Source organism: Collinsella sp. An271, from assembly GCF_002159695.1.
GTDB lineage: Bacteria > Actinomycetota > Coriobacteriia > Coriobacteriales > Coriobacteriaceae > Collinsella > Collinsella ihumii.
The window spans coordinates 138684-162744 of record NZ_NFJE01000003.1 but is presented as its reverse complement, the minus strand read 5'-3'; the positions used below and the strand labels follow the sequence as shown (position 1 = coordinate 162744).

Below are 24061 nucleotides of genomic sequence, written 5' to 3'. Positions count from 1 at the left end.
CGCCCGGGCATCCGTCTCTCACGCGCGCATGGGTTGAAACGAGACCGCCCCCAGATGCACCAGGGGCGCCCGCCACGGGGGCGCCGGCGCGAAATGAATTGATCAGTGTTCCCCTAGAGGGAGCGCAGCCAGCGCACCTCGAACGGGGCGAGCTCGAGCGATCCGTCCAGCTCAACCGGCGCGGCACCGCGATCGAGCAGGTCGGCAAACGGCCCGCGCAGCTCGTCGGCCTGCAAGGTAAAGGACTCGTCCACAGCGTTCACCGCCACCAGCACGCGCTCGGCCGGATGCTCGCCATCCATATCCGCCGCGCGCTCGAACAGCAGCTGCTTGTTGGTGATGACCACGTTGCGGTAGGACCCGTAATTGAGGGCACGGCTGTCGGCACGCGCGGCTATGAGCCCCTTCAGGTACTCCGTCAGCTCGTTCGGCTCGGGCTCGACGAACTCAGGACGCAGGTCGTAGTCGTCGTGCGCGCCCTTCACGCCGGTCTGCCCCCATTCGCTGCCGTAGTACAGGCACGGGATGCCCGGCATGCCGAACAGCACGCCATAGGCGGGGCGGATGGCGCGCGGCTCGGTCAGGATGCTCGCCAGGCGCGTGACGTCGTGGTTGTCGGCGAACGAGAGCAGGTGCAGCCCGCGATAGATGCACCACGGGTCGCCGCCGAACTGGCGATGCAGCGAGTGGGCGATCTCGAACATGTTCTGGGAGTTGAAGCTCGAGTACAGCCCCTTGTAGCACTCGTAGTTCGTGCACGAATGCAGCATCCCGTCGTTGACGATCTGGCTGTAGTCGCCGTGGAGCGTCTCGCCGATGAGGACGAAGTCGCGCCCCGGCTCGCTCGCCGCGGTGATGTCGTTTGCGACCTGGCGCAACCGGCGGATGAAATCATGGTCGAGCGAATAGGCGACATCCAGGCGCAGGCCGTCGATATCGAACTCGTAGCGCCAGGCGCGCACGATGTCGAGCAGGTACTCGACGACCACCGGATTGCGCAGGTTGAGCTTCACCAGGTCGAAGCACCCTTCCCAGCCCTCGTACCAAAAGCCGTCGCCGAACGCCGAATCGCCCTCGAAATTGATGAAAAACCAGTCGCGGTAGGGTGAGTCCCAGCGCTTCTCGCGCACATCCTGGAACGCCCAGAACTCGCGTCCGACATGGTTGAACACCGCATCGAGCACCACGCGGATACCGTGGTCGTGGAGCTCGCGGACAACCTCGACAAAATCATCGTTGGTGCCCAGGCGGCAATCGATCTTGGTGAAGTCGCGCGTGTCGTAGCCGTGCGCGCTCGACTCGAACACGGGGTTGAGCAACACGGCGCCGACGCCCAGCTCCTCCAGGTAGTCCGCCCATTCCGCCACGCGCTTGATGCGATGCTCCTGGATGCCGTCGTTATGGAGTGGCGCACCGCAGAACCCGATGGGATAGATCTGATAGAACGTGCTCTCGAATGCCCACATGACAGCTCCTCCTTTGCCGCCTGATGCCCACAAGCAAGTAGTATACCCGTCGCGGCGCAGGCGAACCGTCCGCGGCGAATGCGGAGGCGGCCGTAGCGGATGCGGCAGCGGTCGCGGCGAGAATCAGCCCATCAAAGAACCGTTGAAATGGATGATGCCTCCCAGCATCACGACAAGGCCGATACCGCACAGCACAAGTGCCGCCACCAGCAGGATCTTGACGATTCGAGGCATCGGTCGACGTGTGCAGAACATGGCCAGCCCGATGGAGGACGCCAAGCCGGCACCGAACACGATGGTACCGGCGCCGACCCATGCGGCAAGCGCCGGGAGATCATCGGGATCGACGTTGACGAGATGGTACCCGTGCAGCATCGACGGGTCGCCGGATGCGATCATGAGCACACCCGGCACCACGGTCGCGGCGCACACGACGACCGCGGCTAGAGCGCCGAGGCCGATCATGAAGGCGCGCGATGTCCCCTGCGTGCTACCTCCCATCGTGACCAAGGAGCCGTTGAAGTGCACGATGGCACCCAACGAGATCCCGATGCCGGCGATGAGCAGCGCGATCCCTATGACGCTCATCCAGTCGGGCATGTCGGCGGGCGGCATCAGCAGGGCGCACCCGACGCCCGCGACAAGCAGCCCCGCGCCCGACCAGCGCGCCAGCGGAACCATCTTGGAAGGCGGCACCGACGCGTAATGGTAGCCGTGCAAGATGCGCGGATTGCCGGAAACCAGCATGTAGACGCCCGTTGCGCCCACGATAAGACCGCAGAGCATGCAGGTGATGAAGCCGCCCATCTGTTCGTCCATGACGAGCCTCCTCAAGGTCGCACATCCCATCGATCCGAAAGGATTGAGCAATCATAGCGCTCGGCGGCAACAGTGCAAGGTGCCCACTCGCACGTCGGCAAGCGGAGCCTTCAGAAGGATGAGCGGATGCAAATCGGGGGACGTACCTTCCGCTTGCATACTTAGGGTGCCTATGCATAGCAGGGGCATACTTTTTGCATACATTTATATGTATCGCATATCTAAGGCGTACCAGCCGCACCAAAAGTGCAAATCGGGGACGTACCTTCCGCTTGCATACTTAGGATGCTCATGAATATCGGGGTCGTATAGTTTGTATATATTTTTATACATATCGCATATCGGAAGCGTACCCGCCGCACTAAAAGAATGCACGCGGAAGGTACGTCCCCCGATTTGCACCGATCAGCGGTCCTTCAGGATTGCGCGGATGGGCGCCGCCGTCTTGGGCAGCCAGAACTGGACCAGGGGGCCGGTGAGCAGCACGGCGACGATCGTCCCCGCGCCCACCGTGCCGCCGAGCGCAAAGCCGGCGGCCACGAAGAACAGGTCGCAGGCGACGCGGACCCAACGAAACTCGATATTCGGAAGCTTGTCGGACAAGATGATCGCCACCAGGTCGTTCGGACCGGTTCCGGCGTTGCTGTTGATGACGATCGACATGCCGAGCGACAGCACCACGCACCCGACGAGCATGCTTGCGACGCGCAGCGCCATAGGAGACATCTCGTTGATGGCACCCTGGAGCAGCCAGGTGAACGCGTCGATGATGGGGCCGCCGCAAAACGCGCAGACCACCGTTCCGGGTTTGACGTAACCTTTCGTGGTGAGCAGCATGACCGCCATCAAGATGCACAAGACGATCACGTGGACCGTACCGACCGTCAGCCCGAACACGCGCGAGAGGCCCTGGATGAACACGGTGAACGTATCGGTCCCGAGCGACGACTGCAAAAACAGCGTGACGCCAAGATGCGCCACCGTGAGCCCGATAAGCAAGATAACCAGGGCCTTTGCCCAATCCTGTGCGCTCCTGGCAGACGTATCCGATGCGAACTGCGCCATATGGCCCCACTTTCCGACGAGAACCGATCGGCCGCATTATCTCACGTCGGCCCCGAAACCCGCACGACGAACGGAGCGGCTAGCTGAGCAGGCGCCGGTAGATGGCGAGATCCTCGTCGAGAAAGACGTCGAACACGACGCGAAGATCGGCAGCAGGGTTCGCATCGAGCCACGCGCGAACGGCTTCGACCGCGATCTGCGCGGCCTCGGCTTGAGGAAAGCCGAACACGCCGGCTCTGATGCAGCAAAACGCGACGCTTGTGAGGCCCTCCGCCGCCGCGGCGTCCAGGCACGCCGCATAGCACCGCGCGAGTTCGCGCCGATGCCGCGCGGTGGGCGCCCCCCGCGCGATCGGCCCGACGGTATGGATGATGCGGCGGCAGGGCAGGTTGTTCGCACCCGTAACCTTCGCCTGCGCGGTGGGCTCGGGGTGGCCCTGCGCCGCCATGATGCGCGCGCACTCAAGACGCAGCTGCACGCCGGCAAAGGTGTGGATGGCGTTGTCGATGCACGAATGGAGCGGCTGCCAGCATCCCGTCATGGCGGAGTTGGCGGCGTTCACGATCGCGTCCGCGGCGATCGTGGTGATGTCTCCGCGCCACAGCCCCATGCGCGTATCGGCCGGGCAAGGTGCCACGTCCTCCACGCGCGTGATTCCCGCCTCGACGATCAGCCCTTGCAGCAGCTCATCTTGCACCGCCAGGAACTCAGGCGCCGCAGGAGCCGGCTCGCGCGTGTTGACCAGGGCCCGAAACGCGCTCCAGAGCTCTTCGAACGAAGACCCGGGGCCATCATCCCCGCGGGAAGCATCCAGCCGCCCGTCTCCCCGCATTCGCGCACCAACCACTCCACGGCCCTGCGCGCCAACGCGTAGCGACGCCTATCGTCCATCATCGCTCCTCACCTCTTGCTCGGGAAACGCCGAGCGATACATGTTCTTACCCGGTGTTCGCATCTGCCACAGGACGGGCGCGCTTAGCAAATGCGGGCACCGAATCCACCCATCGTCCCACGAGTTTAGCCCTCTACACCTCACATGAGATGTAATGTCAACTGCTACACCATAGCGGGCGACTTCTCCACACTTCCTCCATGGTGTACTATAAACACGTACACCTCATGTCATGACACCGCTATTCACACGGAAGAAAGGGAAGCCCCATGCAGATCTCGACGCGCTTCACCATGACCGTGCACATCCTGCTCGCCATCGGCGAGTTCTCCCCCGCCACGCGCACCACGTCGACGTTCCTTTCAAAGAGCGTCAACGCCAACCCGGTCGTCATCCGGCGCGCGTTGGGCCAGCTCAAAGACGCCGGCATCATCACCGTGGAGATGGGGCCGGGCGGCGCCGCGTTCGCGCGCCCCGCAGAGCAGATCACGCTGCTCGACGTGTACCGCGCCGTGGAAAGCACCGAGGACCATCTGTTCAACTTCCACGAGAATCCGAACGCCGAGTGCCCGGTCGGCCGCAACATCCATGCCGTGCTCGACAGCGAGCTCGATGACGCCCAGAAGGCGCTCGAGGACCGTCTGGCGCAGACGTCCATCGCGGATCTGCTCGCCCGCATCGACACCCTGGTCGCCGAGCAGCAGTAAACGCAGGCAACGGGAGCAGCCGATCCGCCGCTCGCCGTCCACTTCCCAGATTGAACAAAGGGGCCGATGACACAAAGCGGGCGAAATAGCACGCTAAGAGATTTATTCAACCCCCTTTAGCGTGCCAAACGGCCCGTTTTGTGGGTTGGTTGGGGACGGGTTCGTTTCAACCCGTCCAGAGGTCTGTTCAAAAGCGGGGCGGCCCGGAAACGATATGCATCGTTTCCGGGCCGCCCCGAACGGGTACGAACCACGATGTCAGCCAACATCGCAAGGAGGTATCTATGAACACGCTCGATGCCCTCACCACGCGCCGAAGCGTCCGCAGCTATCGAAGCGATCCCGTGCCTAAAGACGCACTCGACCGCATCATCGAGGCGGGCACCTACGCCCCCACCGGCATGGGCAGGCAGTCCCCCATCATCATCGCCATCACCGACCAGAAGGTGCGCAACGAGCTCTCCGCCCTCAACGCGAAGATCATGGGCTCAGACGGCGACCCGTTTTACGGAGCGCCCGCCGTGCTCGTCGTGCTCGCCCGCAAGGACGTGCCCACGCATGTGTACGACGGCAGCCTGGTTATGGGAAACCTCATGAACGCCGCGCACGAGCTGGGAATCGCGAGCTGCTGGATCCACCGCGCCAAGGAGGAGTTCGAGCTGCCCGAGGGCCGCGCGCTGCTCCAGGGCCTCGGCATCGACGCGGACGCCTACGAGGGCATCGGCCACTGCATCCTAGGCTATGCCGACGGCGCCGAGCCGGAGCTGAAGCCGCGCAAGGAGGATTACGTGTACCGCATCGCATGACACCGCTTGAGGAACCACCGATCGATTCATTTCGCGGCAGGCGCCCCGTGACGAAGCGCCTGCCGCGAAAGCAAGTAATCGGCGGCTCCCTAAAGCTCGGAGAGGCGCTTGACGTAGCGTTCGTGCGCCTCGTCCCAATCGGAGAATGCCTCGTCTCCGCGATGGTCGCTGACCCCATAGCGGCCCGCGAGTATCGAGCCTATGGCGTGGGTGACCTTCTGGGCGCCTCGCAGGTTGAGGTGGTCGCCGGCATCATAGGTGTCCTGCTGCCAGTCGATCTCCACCTTGTCGGACCCGGAGTTGAGGTCGATGTAGTCCACGTCCAGCTCGTCGGCGACCTGGGCGATGCGGTTGTGCCGCGCCATATTCCAGTTCTTGGTGCTCGGCGTGCTCACGAGCACCAGGCGCGCGCCGGCATTCTTGCACATCTGGGAGATCTGCTCGAGGTACGCGCGGTTGAGGTCCGCCATCGGGGCCAGTTCGTCAGTCGGCTCCATATAGCCCTGCGTGTCTGCCGGCTTCGCCTCGAGCGCGCGGCGCAGGCGGAACCCCTTGAGCTCATCGGCCCAGGTGTAGCGGACCGGGCTCAGGAAGTCCTCTGCGGTGAGGATCTTCCAGCGATCGTGGTACTCGAAGACGGGAAACACGTCTTTGAGCAGGCGCCGTGCCGCATCGGCCATGGAGAACCGCGCGAAGGTGCAGTTGGTCTCCAGCACCACGACGCGCGGCGCCTGCCGCTTCAGCGCACGGGCGAGCAGGGTGCGCGTGTAGCACAGCCGCTGCGCCGCGGTGGCGCTCACGTACGACGTGATGCCCCGATCGCCCCACAGCTGCAGCGGGGAAAACGAGCTGAACGCCTCGGAATCACCGAGGAACAGCACGTCGACGCTGCCCTCGCGCTCGCCCATCACGCCGTTGGCGCGCGCGTCGATCTGCCCGAACTCCCGCTGGTTGTTCTTGGGCATCACCACATGCGACAGCACGGCCAGCACCATCAGAAACACCGCCACCGCCGCCACGGTGCGCAAGGCGTACCGCAGGGGCAGGGGCAGCCCCTTGTTTCTCTGAATCATGTCATCTCCCATCCAGCGGGCGGCGGGAACGGAAGCATCGCGTCCGGCACCCGCCGCCCCCTATCAGAACTGTGCGTACATGGGGTCGACCGGCTGGTAGTTCTCGCCGTACGCCCCGAACACGATGGCGACCAGAAACAGCGTCATGACCACGGCTGCGCGCCCCGCATAAGGCGCCGGGCACAGCCGGGCGAGAGGATGGACGCCGCTCTCCCGCGCGCGCCCCACCGCAGCCAGAACCAGGATCGCCACGGCAACCAGGGCAAAGTCCGCAACGTCCATGCCCAAGCCGAGGACGGTGCCGTCTGCAGCCGATGCGAACGTGAACCTGCCCACGAGGCGGCCGAGCATGGCCAGCGCGTCGCCGGCGCTCGAGGCTCGGAAGATGAGCTCGCCCACCACGATCACCGCGAGCGTGCGCACGCGCTGCCACGCGCGCCAGGCGGCGCCTGAGCGCGACACGCCCATGCGGCCGCAGATCGCGTCCCCCGCCAGGGCCGCGAACCCTCCAAGCCAGATCAGCACGAAGTAGTAGAGTCCGAACAACAGGTACTGGCTGCCCGCGCCGTGCCATATCCCGTTGCCGAGCCACACGCAGCCGAGGGCGATGCCGCTCGCGGCAAGCGGCCCCACGCGGTTGCCGAGCACGCGGCGGGCGGCGCCGGTCACGCGCTTGACGGGAGCGCTCAACGACACCGGGTAGAACACGTAGTCGCGAAACCATGCGCCCAAAGAGATGTGCCAGCGCTGCCAGAACTCCGCCGCCGTGCGCGACGCGAAGGGCTGACGGAAGTTCTCAGGCATCGTCACGCCGAAGATGCGCCCCGCGCCGACAGCGAAATCCATCGTGCCCGAGAAATCGCAGTACAGCTGCAGGGTGTAGAGGGCGGCCGCCAGGGCGATGACGCCCCCGTCGTAGGCGGCATGGTCGGAAAACACCGTCTTGACCAGCACGTTCACGCGATCGGCCACGACCATCTTCTTGACCAGGCCCCACATGATGCGCACCGACCCGCTCCACAGGCCGTCGGCCGTGATGGGCCTGCCCGCCGAAAGGCTCGCGCCCACCTGGCCGTACCGGGAGATCGGCCCCTCCATGACCTGCGGGAAAAACGACAGGAACAAGGCGAGCCTCAACGGGTTGCGCTCAGCCTGCACCCCGCCTCGGTACACATCGACCACGTACGAGACCGCCTGCAGCGAGTAGAACGAGATGCCCATGGGCACGCCGATACCCGAGATGTCCAGCACTCCGCCTGCGGGCACGAAATGGGGCAGGTAGCGCAGCACCGCCAACAGGCCGATGTTGACCGCCACGCCCACCGTCACGGCGCCGCGACGATAGCGGCGATAGCGACGCTTCACCGCGCGTCGGGCATCCGCGTCCGCAGCCTCCGCGCGCGCTGCCGCCTGCTGCCGATCCAACGAGGAAAGCGCCAGGCCCACCAGCCAGATGGATACGGCGGAGAGCAGCACGAACGCGATGAGCACCCCGCTGACGCTCGCGTAGAACACGCAGCTCGCGGCCAGCAGCACATAGGGGCGCACGCGCGGGGGCACCGGCTGGTAGAGCAGCACGGTGAGAGGCAGGATGACCCCGAGCATCGCCACCGAGAAATACGATTCCATAGCGATCGTCCCCGAAGCCGACAGGTCCTACAGATCGGCCGCGCGCAGGCGGCTGACCATATCCCAGATCCCGGAGAGGGTGTTGAAGTTCGCGGGAACGATCTCCACTGCCGGGATGATGATGTCGAAGGCGTCCTCCAGCTCCGAGACGAGCGCGAGGATCGTGAGCGAATCGAGCACGCGCGCATCCACCAGATCGGTGCGGGTGCGGTAGTCCTCGCCGGGCTTGAGGTCTTCGAGAATGTCGAGAATGGCGTCCATGGGTAGTCCTTTCCAATCGATTGATGCGAAACGGCGCGAACGCACGCCGAGGATGACCGAGGAGCGGGTCGCGCCCCAGCCGCGGGGGACGGGTGCAGGCGGCAGGCTGCCACATTGGATTCGGAAGGATGGCGGGCACGGCGGCCTGCCGTCTGCGCCCGTTCCCCGCAGCCGCCCTTGAGCCGGTTACGGCGTCGGGGAGTTGAGCGGATCGGTGGGAAGCGCGTCGCGCACCAGGCGGGCCTCGCCCGATCGGTCCACGACCAGCACGCGCGGCAGGTCACGGCTCAAGAACAAGGAGATGCCCTCGGTGGCGCAGTAGGCCCCCGCCGTGCCGAACGCCAGCACGTCTCCGGTCCGCAGGCCCGCAAGCGGCATCTGCTTGGCGATCAGGTCGTTCGCCGTGCAGAGCGACCCGCAGATGTTCCAGGCCTCGGATGCCAGGTCCGAACCTCCCGCGGGTGCCTCGTCCGCAGGCGCGCCGCCGACTTGCGACAACAGCCGGCACGGGGGCTGGCGCATGGCCATCGACTGCCCGTAGTAGGCCAGATGGTGCATGCCGCCGTCCACGATCGCGTAGCGCGCGCCCGCGTTCTCCTTGGCGTCCTCGACGCGCGTCAGATAGGTGCCGCAGCTTGCGACCATGCTTCGGCCCACCTCAAGCGTGACGTGACCGCGCCACGCCATGCCCTCGAGCAGGCCGGCGAGCTCGGCGAGAAACGCGGTCTCGTCGAACGCGTCGCCCGCGAAGTACGCGACCGGCAGGCCGGGTCCGTACTCGAGCTCCGGCGCCTCCCATCCGAGCTCGTCTGCCATCTCGGACAGCAGCCGGTCGACGCGGGAAAGCTCGCGGCCGATGCGCTTCAGCGAGGTCTTCTGCGTTCCGGAGAAGAACTGCACGCCGCGCAGATCCGCATGCGGGTCGTCGAGCGCCCGACGGGCAAGCTGCTTGAGCTCGCCTGCGTTAACGCCGAACTGGTTGCCGCTCGTCAGGCGGAGCAGCAGCGGAACGCAAGCCCTGTGGGCGCGCGCCCGATCCAGCACCAGGTCCATCTGGGCACGCGACTCCACCGTCACCGCGGCGGGCATCTCGGGCCACCGGAGCGCCGCGTCCACCGTCTGCGCATCCTTGTGCACGCCGGACACCACGACGGCACCGGCAGGCACTTGCATGCGCTCGCAGATGCGCAGCTCGCCCGGCGAGCAGGCCTCGATACGGTCCACGAGCGAGACGAGCTCGGGCAGCACGAAGGTGTTCGCCTTCATGGCGAAGCACAGGCCCACGCCCTCCGGGAGCATCTCGCGCAGGTACGCGATGCGATCGGCGAGAACGCGCGCGTCGAACACATAGGACGGCGTGCCGAAGTCCCGCGCAAGCCGAAGCAGGCCCGCGTCGTCCATTCCGAGGCCCGCAGGAACCGTTACGTTCATGGGAAGTCCTTTCGTTTTCCGTTCGTGTCCGGATAAGGCCGCGCCCGCGACCGCTTCGATCCGGGCGCGCTTTGGCCGCCTGCTCTCCCGCATGGGAGGAGACGTATGACTGTTGCGATATCGAAGAAGGGAAAGCAGCCGGCCGAAGCACGCCCGGCAAGGTGCTCAGTTCGGAGACACCGCCCGTCGGTCCGCATGCAGGCGGAGGAGCTCGGCGCGGTCCACCTTGCCGTTCTTGGTGAGCGGCATGGTCTCCACCGGCACCACCGCTGCCGGCACGAACGGTCCGGGCAGCACCCGAGCCGCGGCGTGGCGCAGGGCGCGCACGTCGAGGTCCGCCCCTTCCACGAAGGCGCAGATCCGCTGTCGGCGAGCGTCGTACGCGCATCGGCAGCGCAGCACGCCCGGCTGCCGCTCGAACGCGGCGTCGATTTCCTCGAGCTCGATGCGATGCCCCAGATGCTTGATCTGGTTGTCCGCCCGCCCGCAGAAGAAGAGTTCCCCGCCGTCCCCCAGACGCACCAGGTCGCCGGTGCGGTACAGGGTCTCGCGCACGAGCGGCTGCAGTGGATTGCGCACGAAGGCCCGCGCGGTGCGCTCGTCGTCGCCCGCGTACCCCGAGGCGAGCGCCGAGCCGCCCACGTACAGCTCGCCCACCTCACCGGACCCGCGGACCTCATGCCCCGCGCCGTCCAGCACCAAAACGCGCCGGTTGGAAAACGGTTCCCCCAAAGGCAGGCCGTCCCCATACGCCCGTTCGCGATCGACCTCGTGGAACAGGCAGTTGCACGTGACCTCGGTGGGGCCGTACAGGTTCACGAAGCGCGCTTGGGGCAGGCGCTCCATCCAGAGCCGCAGGTGGTGCGGGGGCATGACCTCGCCGCTGAACATGACGAAGCGCACCCGCGGCAGATCCGCCCGCTCCAAGCCGCGCAGGGCGGACAGCAGGCACAGCGCGGCCACCGCCCACACCATGACGGTCACGCGATGGGCTCGCAGCGCGTCCATCAGCTCCGAGGGCGCCGAGAACAGGCGACGCGGCAGGATGACCAGCCGCGCGCCGGCGGCCAAAGACCCGTAGATGTCCTTGACCGAGACATCGAAGTCGAACGGCGCCTGGTTGCCCAAGATGTCGTCTGGACGCAGCCCGAACGTCTCGACGAACGTGCCCACGAAGTCGACGATGGCGCGATGGCTCACGACGACCCCTTTCGGCGTCCCCGTCGAGCCCGACGTGAACAGCACGTACGCCGCGTCGCTGTCCACGATGCCGCGCGCGACGCGCGCGAGCCCAGCAACGTCTACGGGGCACTCGACCAGCTCCTCGGCAGCCAGCACGTCCGCCTCGGGAAAGCGCTCGCGCGCGGCCTCCCGGTCGGAGGCGGCGGCGATGACGGCCCTGGCACCCGACGCCTTCAGCACCGCGCGGGAACGCTCGACGGGTGCCGCCATGTCCACGGGCACGTAGCAGCCCCCGGCCGCAAGGACCCCGAACATGGCCGCGAGCATCAGCGAGCCCTTCTCCATGAACAGCACGACGGGCGCACCCGCATACCCGCCCGCGATCAGCCCGGACCCTGCACGGCGCGCACGGGAAAACAGCTGTCCGTAGGTATACGACGAGCGCTCGTCCACAACCGCCACCCTACCCGGATGACGGGCCGCCCCGCGCTCGAGAAACACGAGTGCGGTATGGCGGTACGCAGAGGCCCCTGCCTCGACGGCGGCGGGAGCGCTCTTCACAAGCACCTCGTACATCATGTCGACCTCCTCTCGATTCCCGGTGTCTGCCGGGTCGCTCGATTTCGACTATCAAGCTTACGGAGGCCTCCTTCAGGACCCCTGAAGGGAACCTAAAGGTTCGCTAAGAGTGAGGCTGTTGGATGGAGCCGATTTGTCCAGATTTGTGTGCATACGAGAATTTGCATAATACTTTTATTAATATGCAGAAAGATTGGTAGTTTGCGCATTACGCGGCAAGGCGGCTTGATCGGGGCCGAGTTTGTCATTGTTTTTGGGTCCCGTTTTCCCACCGTCGCGATGGCTTCGACATTTCCGCAGGATTCAACTGGGGAAATGCCGAGAGGTGCGGCGCATGTGGAGAATCGGCACCGAAAAACAATGACAAACTCGGTATGCAGGTTTTTTCATCTGGTCGCTGTGCGAATTGGGGACGTACCTTCTGCGTGCATGCAAATTGGGGACGTACCTTCCGCATGCACTTCCGAACAGCCGGGAGCGCGACCCGCCCCGCCTCCCGGCTGCGACGAGCACCGGGGGCTCGCCCAGGACGCGCAGCGCCACAAGGCGCTCGGCAACTCCATAACAGCGCTGGTCATCGCGTGGAGAGGCCGGCGCATCGAGTGAGCTCTGCCCAGTCTGGCGGAGCCGCGACTGCATATCGGGGACGTACCTTCCGCATGCGCTTGTGCACGCCGAAGGTACGTCCCCAGCGTGCAAAAGTGCATGCGGAAGGTACGTCCCCGATTTGCACACGGGCGGGTGCGGGGCGTGTTTTCCTAGCGGTCCGCCTCTTCTGCGCAGGGCAGTTCCAGCACGAAGCGGGTCGACCACGGAGCGTCAACGGCAGTGTCGAGGTAGGCCATGCCGCCCATGACTTCGGCGGCGCGGCGCACGATCGAAAGCCCCAGGCCCGTCCCGCACCCTGCGGCGCGGGCCTCATCCGAGGTCGCGAACGGCTCGAAGATCCGCTCGGCTATCGCAGGGTCAACGCCCTTTCCCGTATCGGACACCGAGACCGTCACAAGCCCTGACCCCTCGTCACGCGAGCACGCCACGCGGATTCGGACGCCGGGCTCATTGTGAACGCAGGCGTTGTCTATCAGATTCAGCACCGAACGGCGCAGCAGCTGCACATCGACCAGGGCGCGCGCCGGACCTTCCGCGCACACCTCGAGCGTGCACCCGGTGCTCTCGACCTGCCCGCGCGCCTCGTCGGCGGCACGGCGCACCTCGCACGCCACGTCGATCTCCAGCAGATGAGGCTCGTACGCGGGATGTTCCATCTTGGAGAAGCTGAACAGCAGGTCGATGAGCTCGCCTGCAGCCTGCGCCCGATCCCGCATGGAGCGCAGGTAGCCGGGCGCCTTGTCGGGGGGAACCACGCCGTCGGCAAGCGCCTGGGCGTACCCGCCGATGACCGTGAGCGGCGTCTTGAGGTCATGGGAGACGTCGGCAATGAGCTGCTGTCGTTCCAGTCGCGCCGTGCGCAGACGGTCCATGAGGTCGGTAAAGTTGTCATAGGTGGCCATGAGCTCGCGAGGGACCTGCTCGGCGGGGGTGACCTCGCCTCCGTTCCTGTACGTCTCGATCGCCCGGTCCAGCGGACGCGCCGCACGCCGCATCAGGCGCGCGAGCCCCCAGGCAGCCACGACCGTGGCGATCAACCCGGCAGGAATCGCCAGCAAGGCGATACGTCCCGCATCGTCCACCACGCGCTGATAGGAGGCATCGTTCACCAGCGGAGCGGCCAGCACCAGCGTGCGCAGGTCGCCGTCAGCTGTCTGGTAATCGAGCCGCTCGACGGACATCCGCGCGTCGTACATGCCCTTGATGAAGTTGAATTCGCGACGGCTGAGCGAGGTCCTGCCCGAGAACAGGTCGCCGTCCAGAACGTTCAGGTCGGCATCGAGCAGCGCCTGAGCGTCGATGCGCTTGTAGGCGGCGTCCACGAGCACGTCGGCGCCTCCGTCCGCATCGCCGGCCTCTACGAGCACATCGTACTCGGTGGCCGAGCACATCATGATGCGATAGCACGGCTCTCCGTCGACCTGCTCGGAAAACACCTCGTAGAACAGGCCCTCCCGATAATCGTTGATGAGCGGCAGGTAGCTCGCCCTGATCTTTTTGGCAGCGACGTCGTCGGAGGCGTACAGCCGCGCCCCGTCGCCGTCGAACACCGCGATGCGGCACGAGGAGAGCTCGGGATCCCGCAGCGCGCCGAACCGGTCGTGCTCGAGATCCCCCTCGTGCGCAAGAACCGTCTCCATGGACGGAAAGGCGGTCGCCAGCAAGAACTCGCCGGCCGCCCCCACCGCGAAGGCGATAGCACCCAGCACGAACGCGTAGGCCGCGAGCACGGCCAGGCAGCGAGCGGTCAGGCTGCGCGTCGCGACGCGCAGCGCGTCGGCAAGCGATCTGCTCCTCATCCCGCGTCGCCCGGATCCACCCCGGACGCGCCCGCTTTCCTTACGCATCGAGCCGGTACCCCAAGCCGCGCACGGTCCTGATATAGCGGGGGCGCAGCGGGTCGTCTTCCAGCTTGGCGCGGATGTTCGAGATATGCACCATGACGCTGCCGGCTCCGCCCACCGCAGGCTCCCCGTTCACGCAGGCGTACAGCTGGTCCTTGGAGAACACGCGGCCCGGCGAGGCCATGAAGGCGGCCATGATCTTCAGCTCCGCCGCGGTAAGCGGGACGGCGCGGCCCAGGCGGCTGAGCACCAGTCGCTCCGTGTCGAACGAAAGGTCGCCGCAGGTCAAAACCGAAGAAGAGGGAGACGGGGATCCCTGCTCGCCCATCTCGGCACCCGTGCCCGAAGCTGCCTGCGGGGCGTCGCCGCCCTCGGCGTCGCTCCCCCGCATCGATGCGCGGCGCAGCACCGCGCGAACGTAGGCGGTCACCTCCAACGGGTCGAACGGCTTCGAGATGTAGCCGTCCGCCCCGGCGTCTAGCCCTACGATCTTGTCGGCGGGCATCGTGCGGGCGGACACGATGATGATCGGCACGTCGCTGAACGCGCGCGCCGCGCGTATGAAGTCGAAGCCGTTCATGCACGGCATCATGATGTCCACGAGCGCCACATCCACTGGATGCTCGCGCACCGTCGCGAGCGCCTGCTCCCCGTCCGCAGCCGTAAGCACCTGGAACCCAGCCGCCGCAAGATAGAGGCTCAACAGCTCGACGATGTCCGCGTCGTCCTCGGCTATCAGCACGGTCTGCGCCATGATGCACCTCCGATCTCGGTCATTTGCTGACCATCCTAGCGGGTCGGAGGGCATGCCATGGGCAATTCACAGGTGTCTACAATCTGTCGACGCCCTGGTACAGGGGTGCGCCCCCATGCTCCGGAAACGAGGTAGACAACAGGGCGCCCTGGAAAACGTCGATTGATTGCTTTCGCGACGCCGGCATGGGGCCGGCCGCCGCGGAAGAATCGACCAGCGTTTCCCTAGCAGCCGAACAGCTCGGCGGCCCTGGCCATCTTGTCGGCGATCTTCACGCCGAACGGGCAGCGGCTCTCGCACGCACGGCAGGCGACGCAGTCCGCGGCCGTCGCGTCGAGCGCGCGGTAGTGCTCGCGCAGAGAGTCGGGCACCTCGTCGTACATGGTGGCGAGGTCGTAGAACTTGTTGACCGTCGCGATATCGATGCCGCGCGGGCAGGGCGCGCAGTGGCCGCAATACGTGCACTGGCCCACGTAGGCGTGGCGCGGGGCGCCCGCCAGCACGGATGTGTAGTCGCGCTCGGCATCGGATGCCGTCTCGTAGGCGACCGCCCCGTCCACGTGCTCGGGCGTGGTGAAGCCGACCATCACGCTCGCGACCGCCGGGCGCGTCAGCGCGTAATGCAGGCACTGGACGGGCGTGAGCGCCACGCCGAACGGCGAGGTCTTGGCGTCGAACAGGCGACCGCCCATATAGCCCTTCATGACGGTGATGCCCGTGCCCGTCTGGTCGCACAGCCCGTAGAGCTCGGCGCGCTCCGGCGTCATGCCGTCGGTCGCGCTCTGCTCGCCCGCCTCGCCAAACAGGTCGTCGAGGTTCTCGGTCGCGGGCATCATGTCGAACGCCGGGTTCACCGAAAACAGGATCATCTCGATCTCGGGATTCTCGGCAGCACGCTTCGCCACCTGCGGATTGTGCGTCGACAGGCCGATATGCCGGATGGTGCCCACCTCGTGCAGGTCGCGCACGTAGTCCATGAACGGGCCGGCGATGATCTCGTCGTACTCGTCGACCTTGTCCACATAGTGGATCATGCCGAGATCCATATAGTCGGTATGGAAGCGCGCGAGCAGGTCCTCGAACGCAGGCCTCACCTGGTCGAGGTCGCGCGTGCGGACGTACTGTTCGCCCTGCCACGTCGAGCCCAGATGCCCCTGGATGACCCACTGGTCGCGAATCCCCAGCTTGTGCAGGGCGTCACCAAGATTGGAGCGACGCGTGGGGTCGGGCATCCATACGTCCAAGATGTTGATGCCGGCCGCATGGGCGCGCGCGACGACCTCGAGCGCCTCCTCCGGGGTGCCGTCCATCCATTCGCCGCCAAATCCGATCTCGCTGACCTTGAGTCCGGTACGGCCCAGTTCACGATACTGCATGCGTCCTCCCCTGACGTGATGTCTGATGGCGACAGCGTAGCAGGTTGCGCGGACACAGAAGAGGAAGGCATCCGGACGGAAGGCGCCATCTGCATCAAAAGGCTCCGTTCGACCGCTCATATTAATTTGATATCTATCAAACTGTTGGGGTATACTCCGCACCGAAGGAGGGATGCCCTATGGCAGGAGACGGATTCAAGGCGCTCTCCGACCCGACCCGCAGAAAGATCCTCGAGCTGCTCGGCGACGGCGACCTCGCGGCCGGGGAGATCGGCGCTCACTTCGACATGAGCAAGGCGACACTCTCCCATCACCTCGACGTGCTGAGGGAAGCGGGGCTCGTCAGCTCGGAGCGCCACGGCAGGCATATCGTCTACAGCCTGGAGACCACCGTGCTCCAGGACATCATCGCCTGGTTCTACAATATTACCGATAAGGAGCAATAACCATGAAGCGTAGTCTTTCGAAAGGCGAGCTCGCATTCTGGATCGTGCTCGCACTCGCCGTGCTTGTGAACTTCGCCACCTACATCGCACTGCTGCCGGCCATGCCCGATCAGCTGCCCAGCCATTGGGGTGTCGACGGCGTCGATGATTGGAACAGCAAGGAAGCCTCCCTCGCGATGGCTGCTTTACCGGCCATCATGCTCGCCGTGCTGTTCATCGTGCCGCGCATCGACCCCAAGGGACGCAACTTCGAGCGCTTTTCCGGTATCTACCGCACCTTTGTGACCGTGCTCACGCTGTTCATGATAGCCATCAGCTGGGCAGGCCCCCTCACCGTCTGGGGATACCTCTCCACCGACGGTGCCGTCCTGAACACGCTGCTCTTCGGCTTCTTCGGGCTGCTGTTCATCGGACTGGGCAACTACCTGCCCCGCGTCAAACCCAACTACACCTTCGGCATCCGCACACCCTGGACGCTTGCGAGCGAGGAGGTCTGGCGCCGGACGCACCGCGCCTCGGGGCCCGTGTTCGTCGTCGCCGGCATCGCGACGTTTATCGCCGCGCTCTTTGCATCGATCGCACCTGCCATCGCCATCGGCGTGATGCTCGTCACCGTCCTCGGCGCCACCGCGTTCGCCGGCGTGTACTCCTACCTCGCGTGGCGCAAGCTGTCCGCTTAACCCCCAGAGGCTCTCGTTCATTCATGAATGAACGAGGCCCCTTTCAGCATTTCCGCAGGAAAGATATGATTAACCCCCGACTTCGTTCATGAATGAAGGCAGGGGTCAATCGTTGCATCAAAGCCCGCATAGGCGCCCGGCGGCGCGGTGCGCGAAAACTCAGCCGAAGAACAACGCGAGCAAAAAGGGGACGCACGTCGAGCAGATGATGCCGTTGACCAGCGAGAACACCACGGTCCGCTCGTCGGTGTAGCGGATCATCATGGGAAGGGTCGTGTCCTCGCTCGTGGCAGCGCCCGCGGCGATGCAGGCGTAGTAGTTGAGATGGCGCGCGATCCACGGGATGCAGAAAAACGAGATGAGCTCGCGCATCAGGCTGCTGAGAAACGCGATCGCCCCGAGCTGGGCGCCGGCCATCCCCTCGATCGTGACGCCCGCCAGGCTGTACCAGCCCAGACCGCTCGCCACGCCCATGCCCTCGCGCAGGCCGTAGCCGAGCGCCACCGCGGCGAGCGCTCCTCCGGCTATCGAACCCACGACCACGCCGAACGGAATCACCAGCGTCTTGACATGATGCTCGCGGATGCTCGAGATCAGCCCACGACGAAGGCCCACGCTGATGCCCACCGAGAACATCAAGAGCCACAGCACGAGCGTGCTGTGATCCGACAGGAGCGCGAACGGCGCAAAGGAGGGCGCGGCCAGGCCGCTCAAGATGCCGAGCGCGAGCGCGATGAAAGCCATGATGGCGAAGCCCTCCTCGTGCACCACGGCACGGATGCGGCGCGCGATGCCGCCCGTCGCACCAGGATGGGCGCCAGCGGATGGATCGGGCCTCCCGTCTCCCATGAGCCAATTCGTGAGCAGGTAGACGAGGATCACCGAGCAGACGGTCGGCAGCAGGCAGAACACGAGGCTCTGCGCACCGAAGACGCCGAGGTTCGAGAGGAAGTCGTCTTGCGCCCCAAGCGAGATGCCCATCGCGAAGATCAGCAGCGCCGTGCAGCAGGTCTGGAACAGCTCGTTGACGCGCTTGACCGACGCGGGAACGAGCAGCCTTCCCACGACCGCGCCCGCGCACATGATGACCAGAATGTCCACCGTCGCCTCCCCCTGTCGACACAACCGCCCCATTGTAGCCGCACCGATGCGCGCCGTGGGTCGTTTTCATGTGGAACGCTTTGCCGATTCGGTCCCCTCCGGCAGCCGAATGCGGTGCGCATGCTGGTATATCGCACGGCAGAGCGGGTATTTCCCGAGCGACATCCAACCCATGGGCGCCCGCATCGAGCGGTGCCTCAACATGAAAGGACCAGATATGCTGCTTTCTGGAAAGACCGCGTTCATCACCGGAGGCTCGCGCGGCATCGGCCTCGCCATCGTCAAGCGCTTCCTCAAGGAGGGCGCGAACGTCGCCCTGTGCGGCAGCCGCCAGGAGACCGCCGACAAGGCCGTTGAGGCCATCGTCGCCGAGAACGCGGACGCCCGCGTCATCGGCCTGTCCCCCGACCTGACCGACGAGGCGGCCGTCGAACAGGCCATGCGCGAGACCAAGGAGCATTTCGGCGGGCTCGACATCGTCGTGAACAACGCCGGCATCTCCCAATCGACCGCGCTGGGCGACTACGCGCCCGAGGACTTCGACCGCGTCGTCGACGTCAACATCAAAAGCGTGCTCAACGGCTGCCAGGCCGCATCGCGCCTGCTGGAGGCCGGCGGCGTCATCCTCAACACGAGCTCCATGGTGAGCAAGAACGGCCAGCCGTCCGGCGTGGGCTACCCCATGTCCAAGTTCGCCGTCAACGGCATCACCGTCTCGCTCGCGCGCGAGCTCGGCCCGCGCGGCATTCGCGTGAACGCCGTCGCTCCCGGCGTGACCGCCACCGACATGGTCGCCGCCCTGCCCGAGGAGATGATCAAGCCCATCGCCGACGCCATTCCGCTGAAGCGCGTCGGCCAGCCCGAGGACGTCGCCAACGCGTTCGTCTACCTGGCGAGCGATCTGGCCTCCTACGTAACCGGCGACGTGCTGCACGTCGACGGCGGCATGACGGTCTAGGGAATCGGGCTGCACAGCGAGCGGCGGGGCGACTCCGTCCCGCCGCTCGTCATGTCGATTGTGTTTCCTGCGCAGATGCGAGCCGGTCTGGCAAATCCCATGGGTACAACTCCTGATGGCGCACCGCGCCTCATGCACCCGTCCAGAAAGGACTACCGTCATGGCTCATCTTGATCTCGACAACATCCACGTCCTGACCCATAGCTGCATCCGCATCCAGAGCGCCGCGGGAACCGTCATCTATTTCGACCCGTATCAGCTGACCGAGGCCCCGCACGACGCCGATTTCGTCCTGGTGACGCACGCGCACTACGACCACTTCTCACCGGAGGATATAGAACGCGTGGCGAAAGACACCACCGAGCTCGTGGTGCCCGCGTCCATGGCCGGCGAGACGGCGCAGGCGAAGGCGGCACGCGTGCACACGATGCAGGCGGGCGAGCACATCGAGCTGGCCGACATGGTCGTGAACGCCGTGCCCGCCTACAACGTCGAGCCCGAGCGCCTCGGGTTCCATCCGCGCGAGAACGCGTGGATCGGCTATATCGTGACGATCGACGGAACGCGCGTCTACGTGGCGGGAGACACCGACCAGAACCCCGATACCCTGCAGGTCAGCTGCGATATCGCCCTCATCCCCATCGGCGGCACCTACACCATGGACCCGCATCAGGCCGCGGCCTTCATCAACCGGATCATGCCGCGCATCGTCATCCCGACGCACTACGGTAGCATCGTGGGCACCATGGACGACGCCCAGGCCTTTGCCGACGAGGTCGATCGACGCGTGGAGGTCGTCCTCAAGCTCGAGCGCTAGGCACGACCCGCCCGGTACGCCCCGACGCCCCTCGACAATCCGAAGCAGGGGCCGATGGCACAAACAGGCGCCCGCCCGGCATGCAGACTCCGTCTGATGTGCCGGGCGGGCGCTTTTCGCATCAGCTGCAGCCGGTGGTCGTGCCGCAATCCATGCAGACCTTGCACGTGCCGTTTTGCACCATGCGCGAGCTGCCGCAGTTCGGGCAGGTGCTGCCGTCGTACAGGCGCTCGCCATGGATCGCCGTGTCGTGCACCGCCTCGTTCACGAAGGCCGCGGTATAGCGGTCCTTGCTATCGAACGTCCCCGTCTCCTCGAGCAGCTCATCCTGCTTGGCGGCCGTCAGGCGCGTCAGCTCCTCGTCGCTTACCGCCGGCTCGTCGTCGAACAGCGGATCCGGCGCAGCGGGCGCTGCCGCCGCGGGCGCGGGGACGGCGCCTGCCACCTGCGACCAACCCTCCGGCTTGACCTGGACGCGCGTGTAGTCCCCCAGCTCGATGTCGATGACCTTGGAGATCAGATCCGAGATGGAGTTGACGTACTTGATGTACGGATGGCTCTGGACGAATCCGTACGGCTCGTACATCTGCCCGCGCAGCATCTTGGAGATCCGCTCCGCGGGAATGCCGTACTGCAGCATGACCGAGATCGTCTTGGACAGCGAGTTGAGTAGGCCCATGATCGTGGTGCCCTCGCGGTCGGTCGTCACGAACAGCTCCGAGATGTCACCGTCCTCGTTGCGGTTCACCGTCGTGTAGATCTTGACGCCGTCGATCTGCGCCAGATGCGTGTGGCCGCTGCGGATGCCCATGATGCGCCGACGCTCGGCGGGCTTGTGCTCGCTCGCGAGCTTGGCCTGCGCGTCGCGCGCATAGTCGAGCAGCGCGGCGTAGCTGAGGTCGCCCAGGTCCTTGACGGCGCCGTCGTCGGTCAGCTTGGTGTTGAGCGGCTGTGCGTTCTTGGACCCGTCGCGATACAGCGTGATGCCCTTGCAGCCCGTCTTCCATGCGAGCATCACCACGTCCTTGAAATCCTGGACGGTGGCTGAGTTCGGCAGGTTGACGGTCTTGGAGATCGCCCCCGAGATCAGCGGCGTCATCGCGGCGACCATGAGCACGTGCCCGCGCGGGTCGATATAGCGCTCGCCCGTTCCGCACGTGTTCGCGGTATCGAAGACGGGCAGGTGCTCGTCGCGCAGATGCGGCGCACCCTCGATCTTGCCGTCGACGACCATGCCGTTCTCGTCGGTCGCCTGCACGTAGTCGAGGATGTCGGCGATCTCGTCCTCCGCGTAGCCCAGCCTGCGCAGCGCGTCGCCGATCACCGGGTTCGCGATGGTCATGAAACCGCCGCCCGACAGCTTCTTGTAAATCATGTGGCTGAAGAACGGCTCGATGGAGGTCGCGGCGCAATCCATGGCGAACGAGATGGTGCCCGTGGGCGCCATGACGGTCATCTGCGCGTTGCGGTACCCGTGCTCCTCGCCCAGCTCCTCGGCGGCACGCCAGGACGCCACGAGCGCATCGGCGAGCGGGCGCTCCCCCACCTGCTCGAGCAGGGAGAGGTCGACCGCGGGCGGTTGCACCGTCAGCTGCTCGAACGCGTCGTCGCGCGCACCGGCCACGCGGGCGTGGTTGCGGATGACGCGCATCATGTAGCGGCGGTTGAGCTCGAAGCAGTCGAACGGACCGATCTTTGCCGCCATGAGCGCGGAGGCGGCATAGCTGCGCCCCGTGAGCGTGCCGACGATCGCCGCCGCGAGCGCACGGGCCTCCGGCGAGTCGTAGGGCACGCCCTTGGCCATGAGCAGGCTCGCGAGATTGGAGATGCCCAGGCCCGTCGCGCGGAACCGATACGTCCTGCGCGCGATGTCGCGCGTGGGGAACTGGCCCCATGCGATGGACGCCTCGAGCGCGAGCTGGGCGATGTCGATCGCGTGCTCGTAGCCCTCGATATCGAACGCATCGGTTGCCGGGTCATAGAACCGGTAGATGTTGATGGAACCGAGGTTGCAGCTCGAATCGTCCAAAAACGCGTACTCGCCGCACGGATTCGTGGAATTCAGGCGGTTGTAGGGCGCCCCCACCTGGCCGTCCTCGCCCGCCGGGCAGGTGTGCCACTCGTTGAACGTATCCGAGAACTGCGGCGCGGGATCGGCGCACCGCCAGGAGCTCTCGTTGAACACGTCCCAGATATGGGCGACCGAGACGTCGCTGTCCTTGGAGGGGTCCACGCGCCCGCGCAGACGATAGGTCGCGTCCGGATCGGCATCCAGGTTGTCGACCTTCTTCATGAACTCGTTGTCGATGCGCAGGGAGTTGTTGGAGTTCTGGCCCGAAACGGTCGAGTACGCCTCGCCGTTGAGGTCCCCGTCGTAGCCCATCTTCATGAGGGCGAGCGCCTTGTCCTCCTCGACCGCCTTCCACGTGATGAACTTCTCGATATCGGGATGGTTGATGTCCAGGCTCACCATCTTGGCGGCGCGGCGCGTGGTGCCGCCGCTTTTGATGGCGTCGGCGTTGCGATCGAGGCCGCGCAAGAAGCTCATGACGCCGCTCGAGACGCCGCCGCCCGACAGCTTCTCGCCCTCCGCACGCAGCGCAGAGAAGTTGGAGCCCGTTCCGGAGCCGCCCTTGAACAGCTTGGTCTCGGTCACGAACTCGTCGGAGATGGAGTGGTCCCCCAGCAGCTTGTCTTCAACGGACACGATGAAGCAGGCCGACGCCTGCGTGCGCGTGTACTGATCGGCCGACTCCACGACCTCTCCGGTGGCCGGGTCGACGTAGAACATGCCCTGCGGCTCGCCGTGGATGCCGTAGGCGCGCTCCAGGCCGGTGTTGAACCATTGCGGCGAATTCGGCGCGAAGCGCTGATCGAGGATCATGTAGACGAGCTCGTCGTACAGGATGCGCGCCTGCTCGCCCTCCTCCACCAGGCCCTCGTCGACGAGCGCCGCGACCCAGAAGTCGACCATGCGATGCGCGACCTGCCGCATCGAGGTCTCGTGTCCCGTGTCCGGGACGCCAGCGCGCCGGAAGTACTTGGACGCTATGATGTCGACCGCATTTTGCGAATAGCGCGCCGGAAACTCCAGGTCGTGCATGTCGCACAAGACCTTGCCGGTCTTGTAGTCGGTGAGATGGACATCGCGCCTCTCCCAATCGAACAGGTCGTAGACGGTCTTGCCCGCATATGCGGCATCGTCGAGCGCCGCGGTGAAGCGGCGGGTGATAAGCTCATCGATAGTCTTGGCCATGAGCAACCTCGCTTTCTCTCGGCAGCCTGAGTATCTCCCCTCGCGTGGACAGAAAACCTCATATTCGAAAGCGAGGAGAACTCAGCGGCCAGCGATATCGATTCTATCAAGGTGAACTTGAATGTTTCTCAATATCTTGTTTTCTTCTGTGAACGGTATCACTACATGTTGTGTTTCCAAATGATAAACCTGCAGAACAGCCCGAAGCTTCCCAGCTCGAGGAGACCCCGTATCTTGAGCAGACGCGCACCCGGTCGGGACGGACCTCTCGGTGAACAACACATTCCCTCAACGAATGCTCAAGGGACGC

Annotated in this window: 20 protein-coding genes; 6 read left to right on the top strand and 14 right to left on the bottom strand. The window is 65.5% G+C overall.

Annotated elements, in window-relative coordinates; translation table 11 throughout:
* Window positions 1–113: 113 nt before the first annotated feature.
* From B5F74_RS03825 to B5F74_RS03810, 4 genes are all read right to left on the bottom strand, one after another.
* Window positions 114–1466 carry an alpha-amylase family glycosyl hydrolase gene (locus B5F74_RS03825; protein ID WP_087200158.1) on the bottom strand — a complete coding sequence of 451 codons (1353 nt, stop codon included), beginning with the start codon at window positions 1464–1466 and terminating at the stop codon, window positions 114–116.
* 123 nt (window positions 1467–1589) lie between these two features.
* Window positions 1590–2285, bottom strand: coding sequence for a hypothetical protein (locus B5F74_RS03820; RefSeq protein ID WP_087200156.1), 696 nt, complete (start codon window positions 2283–2285; stop codon window positions 1590–1592).
* A 405-nt stretch (window positions 2286–2690) separates the two neighbouring features.
* A complete protein-coding gene (locus B5F74_RS03815) occupies window positions 2691–3350 on the bottom strand; it encodes a hypothetical protein (protein WP_066828878.1) in 660 nt (219 codons plus the stop codon).
* A 79-nt stretch (window positions 3351–3429) separates the two neighbouring features.
* Window positions 3430–4182 carry a protein-ADP-ribose hydrolase gene (locus B5F74_RS03810; RefSeq protein WP_087200155.1) on the bottom strand — a complete coding sequence of 251 codons (753 nt, stop codon included), beginning with the start codon at window positions 4180–4182 and terminating at the stop codon, window positions 3430–3432.
* 329 nt (window positions 4183–4511) lie between these two features.
* Between B5F74_RS03810 and B5F74_RS03805 the strand changes: the two genes are divergently transcribed.
* Entirely contained in the window at window positions 4512–4949 is a 438-nt protein-coding gene (locus B5F74_RS03805) for an Rrf2 family transcriptional regulator (protein WP_087200153.1), read from the top strand.
* Between the two features lie 284 nt (window positions 4950–5233).
* Window positions 5234–5755: a nitroreductase gene (locus B5F74_RS03800; RefSeq protein ID WP_087200151.1), complete on the top strand. Its 522-nt coding sequence runs from the start codon at window positions 5234–5236 to the stop codon at window positions 5753–5755.
* A gap of 89 nt (window positions 5756–5844) precedes the next feature.
* On the opposite strand, the gene B5F74_RS03795 is transcribed toward B5F74_RS03800, so the two are convergent.
* The 8 genes from B5F74_RS03795 to B5F74_RS03760 all read right to left on the bottom strand — a co-directional run bounded on the left by B5F74_RS03795 (window position 5845) and on the right by B5F74_RS03760 (window position 16493).
* Window positions 5845–6828, bottom strand: coding sequence for a hypothetical protein (locus tag B5F74_RS03795; protein ID WP_087200149.1), 984 nt, complete (start codon window positions 6826–6828; stop codon window positions 5845–5847).
* 63 nt (window positions 6829–6891) lie between these two features.
* Window positions 6892–8457, bottom strand: coding sequence for an MBOAT family O-acyltransferase (locus tag B5F74_RS03790; RefSeq protein WP_087200148.1), 1566 nt, complete (start codon window positions 8455–8457; stop codon window positions 6892–6894).
* A 27-nt stretch (window positions 8458–8484) separates the two neighbouring features.
* Window positions 8485–8718, bottom strand: coding sequence for a phosphopantetheine-binding protein (locus B5F74_RS03785; RefSeq protein ID WP_066828890.1), 234 nt, complete (start codon window positions 8716–8718; stop codon window positions 8485–8487).
* Window positions 8719–8904: 186 nt separating this feature from the next.
* Window positions 8905–10149 (bottom strand): alanine racemase, encoded by a 1245-nt coding sequence (locus B5F74_RS03780; protein WP_158095688.1) that lies wholly within the window; start codon window positions 10147–10149, stop codon window positions 8905–8907.
* A 165-nt stretch (window positions 10150–10314) separates the two neighbouring features.
* On the bottom strand, window positions 10315–11910 hold the full coding sequence (locus B5F74_RS03775) for an amino acid adenylation domain-containing protein (protein WP_204212436.1): 1596 nt from the start codon (window positions 11908–11910) through the stop codon (window positions 10315–10317).
* A 758-nt stretch (window positions 11911–12668) separates the two neighbouring features.
* Window positions 12669–14318, bottom strand: a complete 1650-nt coding sequence (locus B5F74_RS03770) for a HAMP domain-containing sensor histidine kinase (RefSeq protein ID WP_143753767.1) — start codon at window positions 14316–14318, stop codon at window positions 12669–12671.
* Between the two features lie 40 nt (window positions 14319–14358).
* Window positions 14359–15117 carry a response regulator transcription factor gene (locus B5F74_RS03765; protein WP_087200142.1) on the bottom strand — a complete coding sequence of 253 codons (759 nt, stop codon included), beginning with the start codon at window positions 15115–15117 and terminating at the stop codon, window positions 14359–14361.
* Window positions 15118–15341: 224 nt separating this feature from the next.
* The gene (locus tag B5F74_RS03760; protein WP_087200140.1) at window positions 15342–16493 is read right to left on the bottom strand and encodes an aldo/keto reductase; all 1152 of its coding nucleotides are present in this window, start codon (window positions 16491–16493) and stop codon (window positions 15342–15344) included.
* Window positions 16494–16672: 179 nt separating this feature from the next.
* Between B5F74_RS03760 and B5F74_RS03755 the strand changes: the two genes are divergently transcribed.
* Window positions 16673–16939: an autorepressor SdpR family transcription factor gene (locus B5F74_RS03755; RefSeq protein WP_087200138.1), complete on the top strand. Its 267-nt coding sequence runs from the start codon at window positions 16673–16675 to the stop codon at window positions 16937–16939.
* Window positions 16940–16941: 2 nt separating this feature from the next.
* Window positions 16942–17619, top strand: a complete 678-nt coding sequence (locus tag B5F74_RS03750) for an SdpI family protein (protein WP_087200136.1) — start codon at window positions 16942–16944, stop codon at window positions 17617–17619.
* Window positions 17620–17778: 159 nt separating this feature from the next.
* On the opposite strand, the gene B5F74_RS03745 is transcribed toward B5F74_RS03750, so the two are convergent.
* A complete protein-coding gene (locus B5F74_RS03745; protein WP_204212434.1) occupies window positions 17779–18720 on the bottom strand; it encodes a lysine exporter LysO family protein in 942 nt (313 codons plus the stop codon).
* Window positions 18721–18937: 217 nt separating this feature from the next.
* Between B5F74_RS03745 and B5F74_RS03740 the strand changes: the two genes are divergently transcribed.
* Window positions 18938–19678 (top strand): SDR family NAD(P)-dependent oxidoreductase, encoded by a 741-nt coding sequence (locus B5F74_RS03740; protein ID WP_087200134.1) that lies wholly within the window; start codon window positions 18938–18940, stop codon window positions 19676–19678.
* A gap of 160 nt (window positions 19679–19838) precedes the next feature.
* On the top strand, window positions 19839–20495 hold the full coding sequence (locus B5F74_RS03735) for an MBL fold metallo-hydrolase (RefSeq protein WP_087200133.1): 657 nt from the start codon (window positions 19839–19841) through the stop codon (window positions 20493–20495).
* Between the two features lie 121 nt (window positions 20496–20616).
* Here the strand turns inward: B5F74_RS03735 and B5F74_RS03730 are convergent, their stop codons facing one another.
* On the bottom strand, window positions 20617–23751 hold the full coding sequence (locus B5F74_RS03730) for a vitamin B12-dependent ribonucleotide reductase (protein WP_087200131.1): 3135 nt from the start codon (window positions 23749–23751) through the stop codon (window positions 20617–20619).
* Window positions 23752–24061: the final 310 nt, after the last annotated feature.

Excerpts from the sequence above, each read along its gene's own strand:
- B5F74_RS03765 (WP_087200142.1), bottom strand. The coding sequence starts at position 15,117 with ATGGCGCAGACCGTGCTGATAGCCGAGGACGACGCGGACATCGTCGAG.
- B5F74_RS03770 (WP_143753767.1), bottom strand. The coding sequence starts at position 14,318 with ATGAGGAGCAGATCGCTTGCCGACGCGCTGCGCGTCGCGACGCGCAGC.
- B5F74_RS03775 (WP_204212436.1), bottom strand. The coding sequence starts at position 11,910 with ATGATGTACGAGGTGCTTGTGAAGAGCGCTCCCGCCGCCGTCGAGGCA.
- B5F74_RS03795 (WP_087200149.1), bottom strand. The coding sequence starts at position 6,828 with ATGATTCAGAGAAACAAGGGGCTGCCCCTGCCCCTGCGGTACGCCTTG.
- B5F74_RS03780 (WP_158095688.1), bottom strand. The coding sequence starts at position 10,149 with ATGAACGTAACGGTTCCTGCGGGCCTCGGAATGGACGACGCGGGCCTG.
- B5F74_RS03810 (WP_087200155.1), bottom strand. The coding sequence starts at position 4,182 with ATGCGGGGAGACGGGCGGCTGGATGCTTCCCGCGGGGATGATGGCCCC.
- B5F74_RS03730 (WP_087200131.1), bottom strand. The coding sequence starts at position 23,751 with ATGGCCAAGACTATCGATGAGCTTATCACCCGCCGCTTCACCGCGGCG.
- B5F74_RS03755 (WP_087200138.1), top strand. The coding sequence starts at position 16,673 with ATGGCAGGAGACGGATTCAAGGCGCTCTCCGACCCGACCCGCAGAAAG.
- B5F74_RS03760 (WP_087200140.1), bottom strand. The coding sequence starts at position 16,493 with ATGCAGTATCGTGAACTGGGCCGTACCGGACTCAAGGTCAGCGAGATC.
- B5F74_RS03790 (WP_087200148.1), bottom strand. The coding sequence starts at position 8,457 with ATGGAATCGTATTTCTCGGTGGCGATGCTCGGGGTCATCCTGCCTCTC.
- B5F74_RS03805 (WP_087200153.1), top strand. The coding sequence starts at position 4,512 with ATGCAGATCTCGACGCGCTTCACCATGACCGTGCACATCCTGCTCGCC.
- B5F74_RS03815 (WP_066828878.1), bottom strand. The coding sequence starts at position 3,350 with ATGGCGCAGTTCGCATCGGATACGTCTGCCAGGAGCGCACAGGATTGG.
- B5F74_RS03750 (WP_087200136.1), top strand. The coding sequence starts at position 16,942 with ATGAAGCGTAGTCTTTCGAAAGGCGAGCTCGCATTCTGGATCGTGCTC.
- B5F74_RS03785 (WP_066828890.1), bottom strand. The coding sequence starts at position 8,718 with ATGGACGCCATTCTCGACATTCTCGAAGACCTCAAGCCCGGCGAGGAC.
- B5F74_RS03735 (WP_087200133.1), top strand. The coding sequence starts at position 19,839 with ATGGCTCATCTTGATCTCGACAACATCCACGTCCTGACCCATAGCTGC.
- B5F74_RS03820 (WP_087200156.1), bottom strand. The coding sequence starts at position 2,285 with ATGGACGAACAGATGGGCGGCTTCATCACCTGCATGCTCTGCGGTCTT.
- B5F74_RS03740 (WP_087200134.1), top strand. The coding sequence starts at position 18,938 with ATGCTGCTTTCTGGAAAGACCGCGTTCATCACCGGAGGCTCGCGCGGC.
- B5F74_RS03825 (WP_087200158.1), bottom strand. The coding sequence starts at position 1,466 with ATGTGGGCATTCGAGAGCACGTTCTATCAGATCTATCCCATCGGGTTC.
- B5F74_RS03800 (WP_087200151.1), top strand. The coding sequence starts at position 5,234 with ATGAACACGCTCGATGCCCTCACCACGCGCCGAAGCGTCCGCAGCTAT.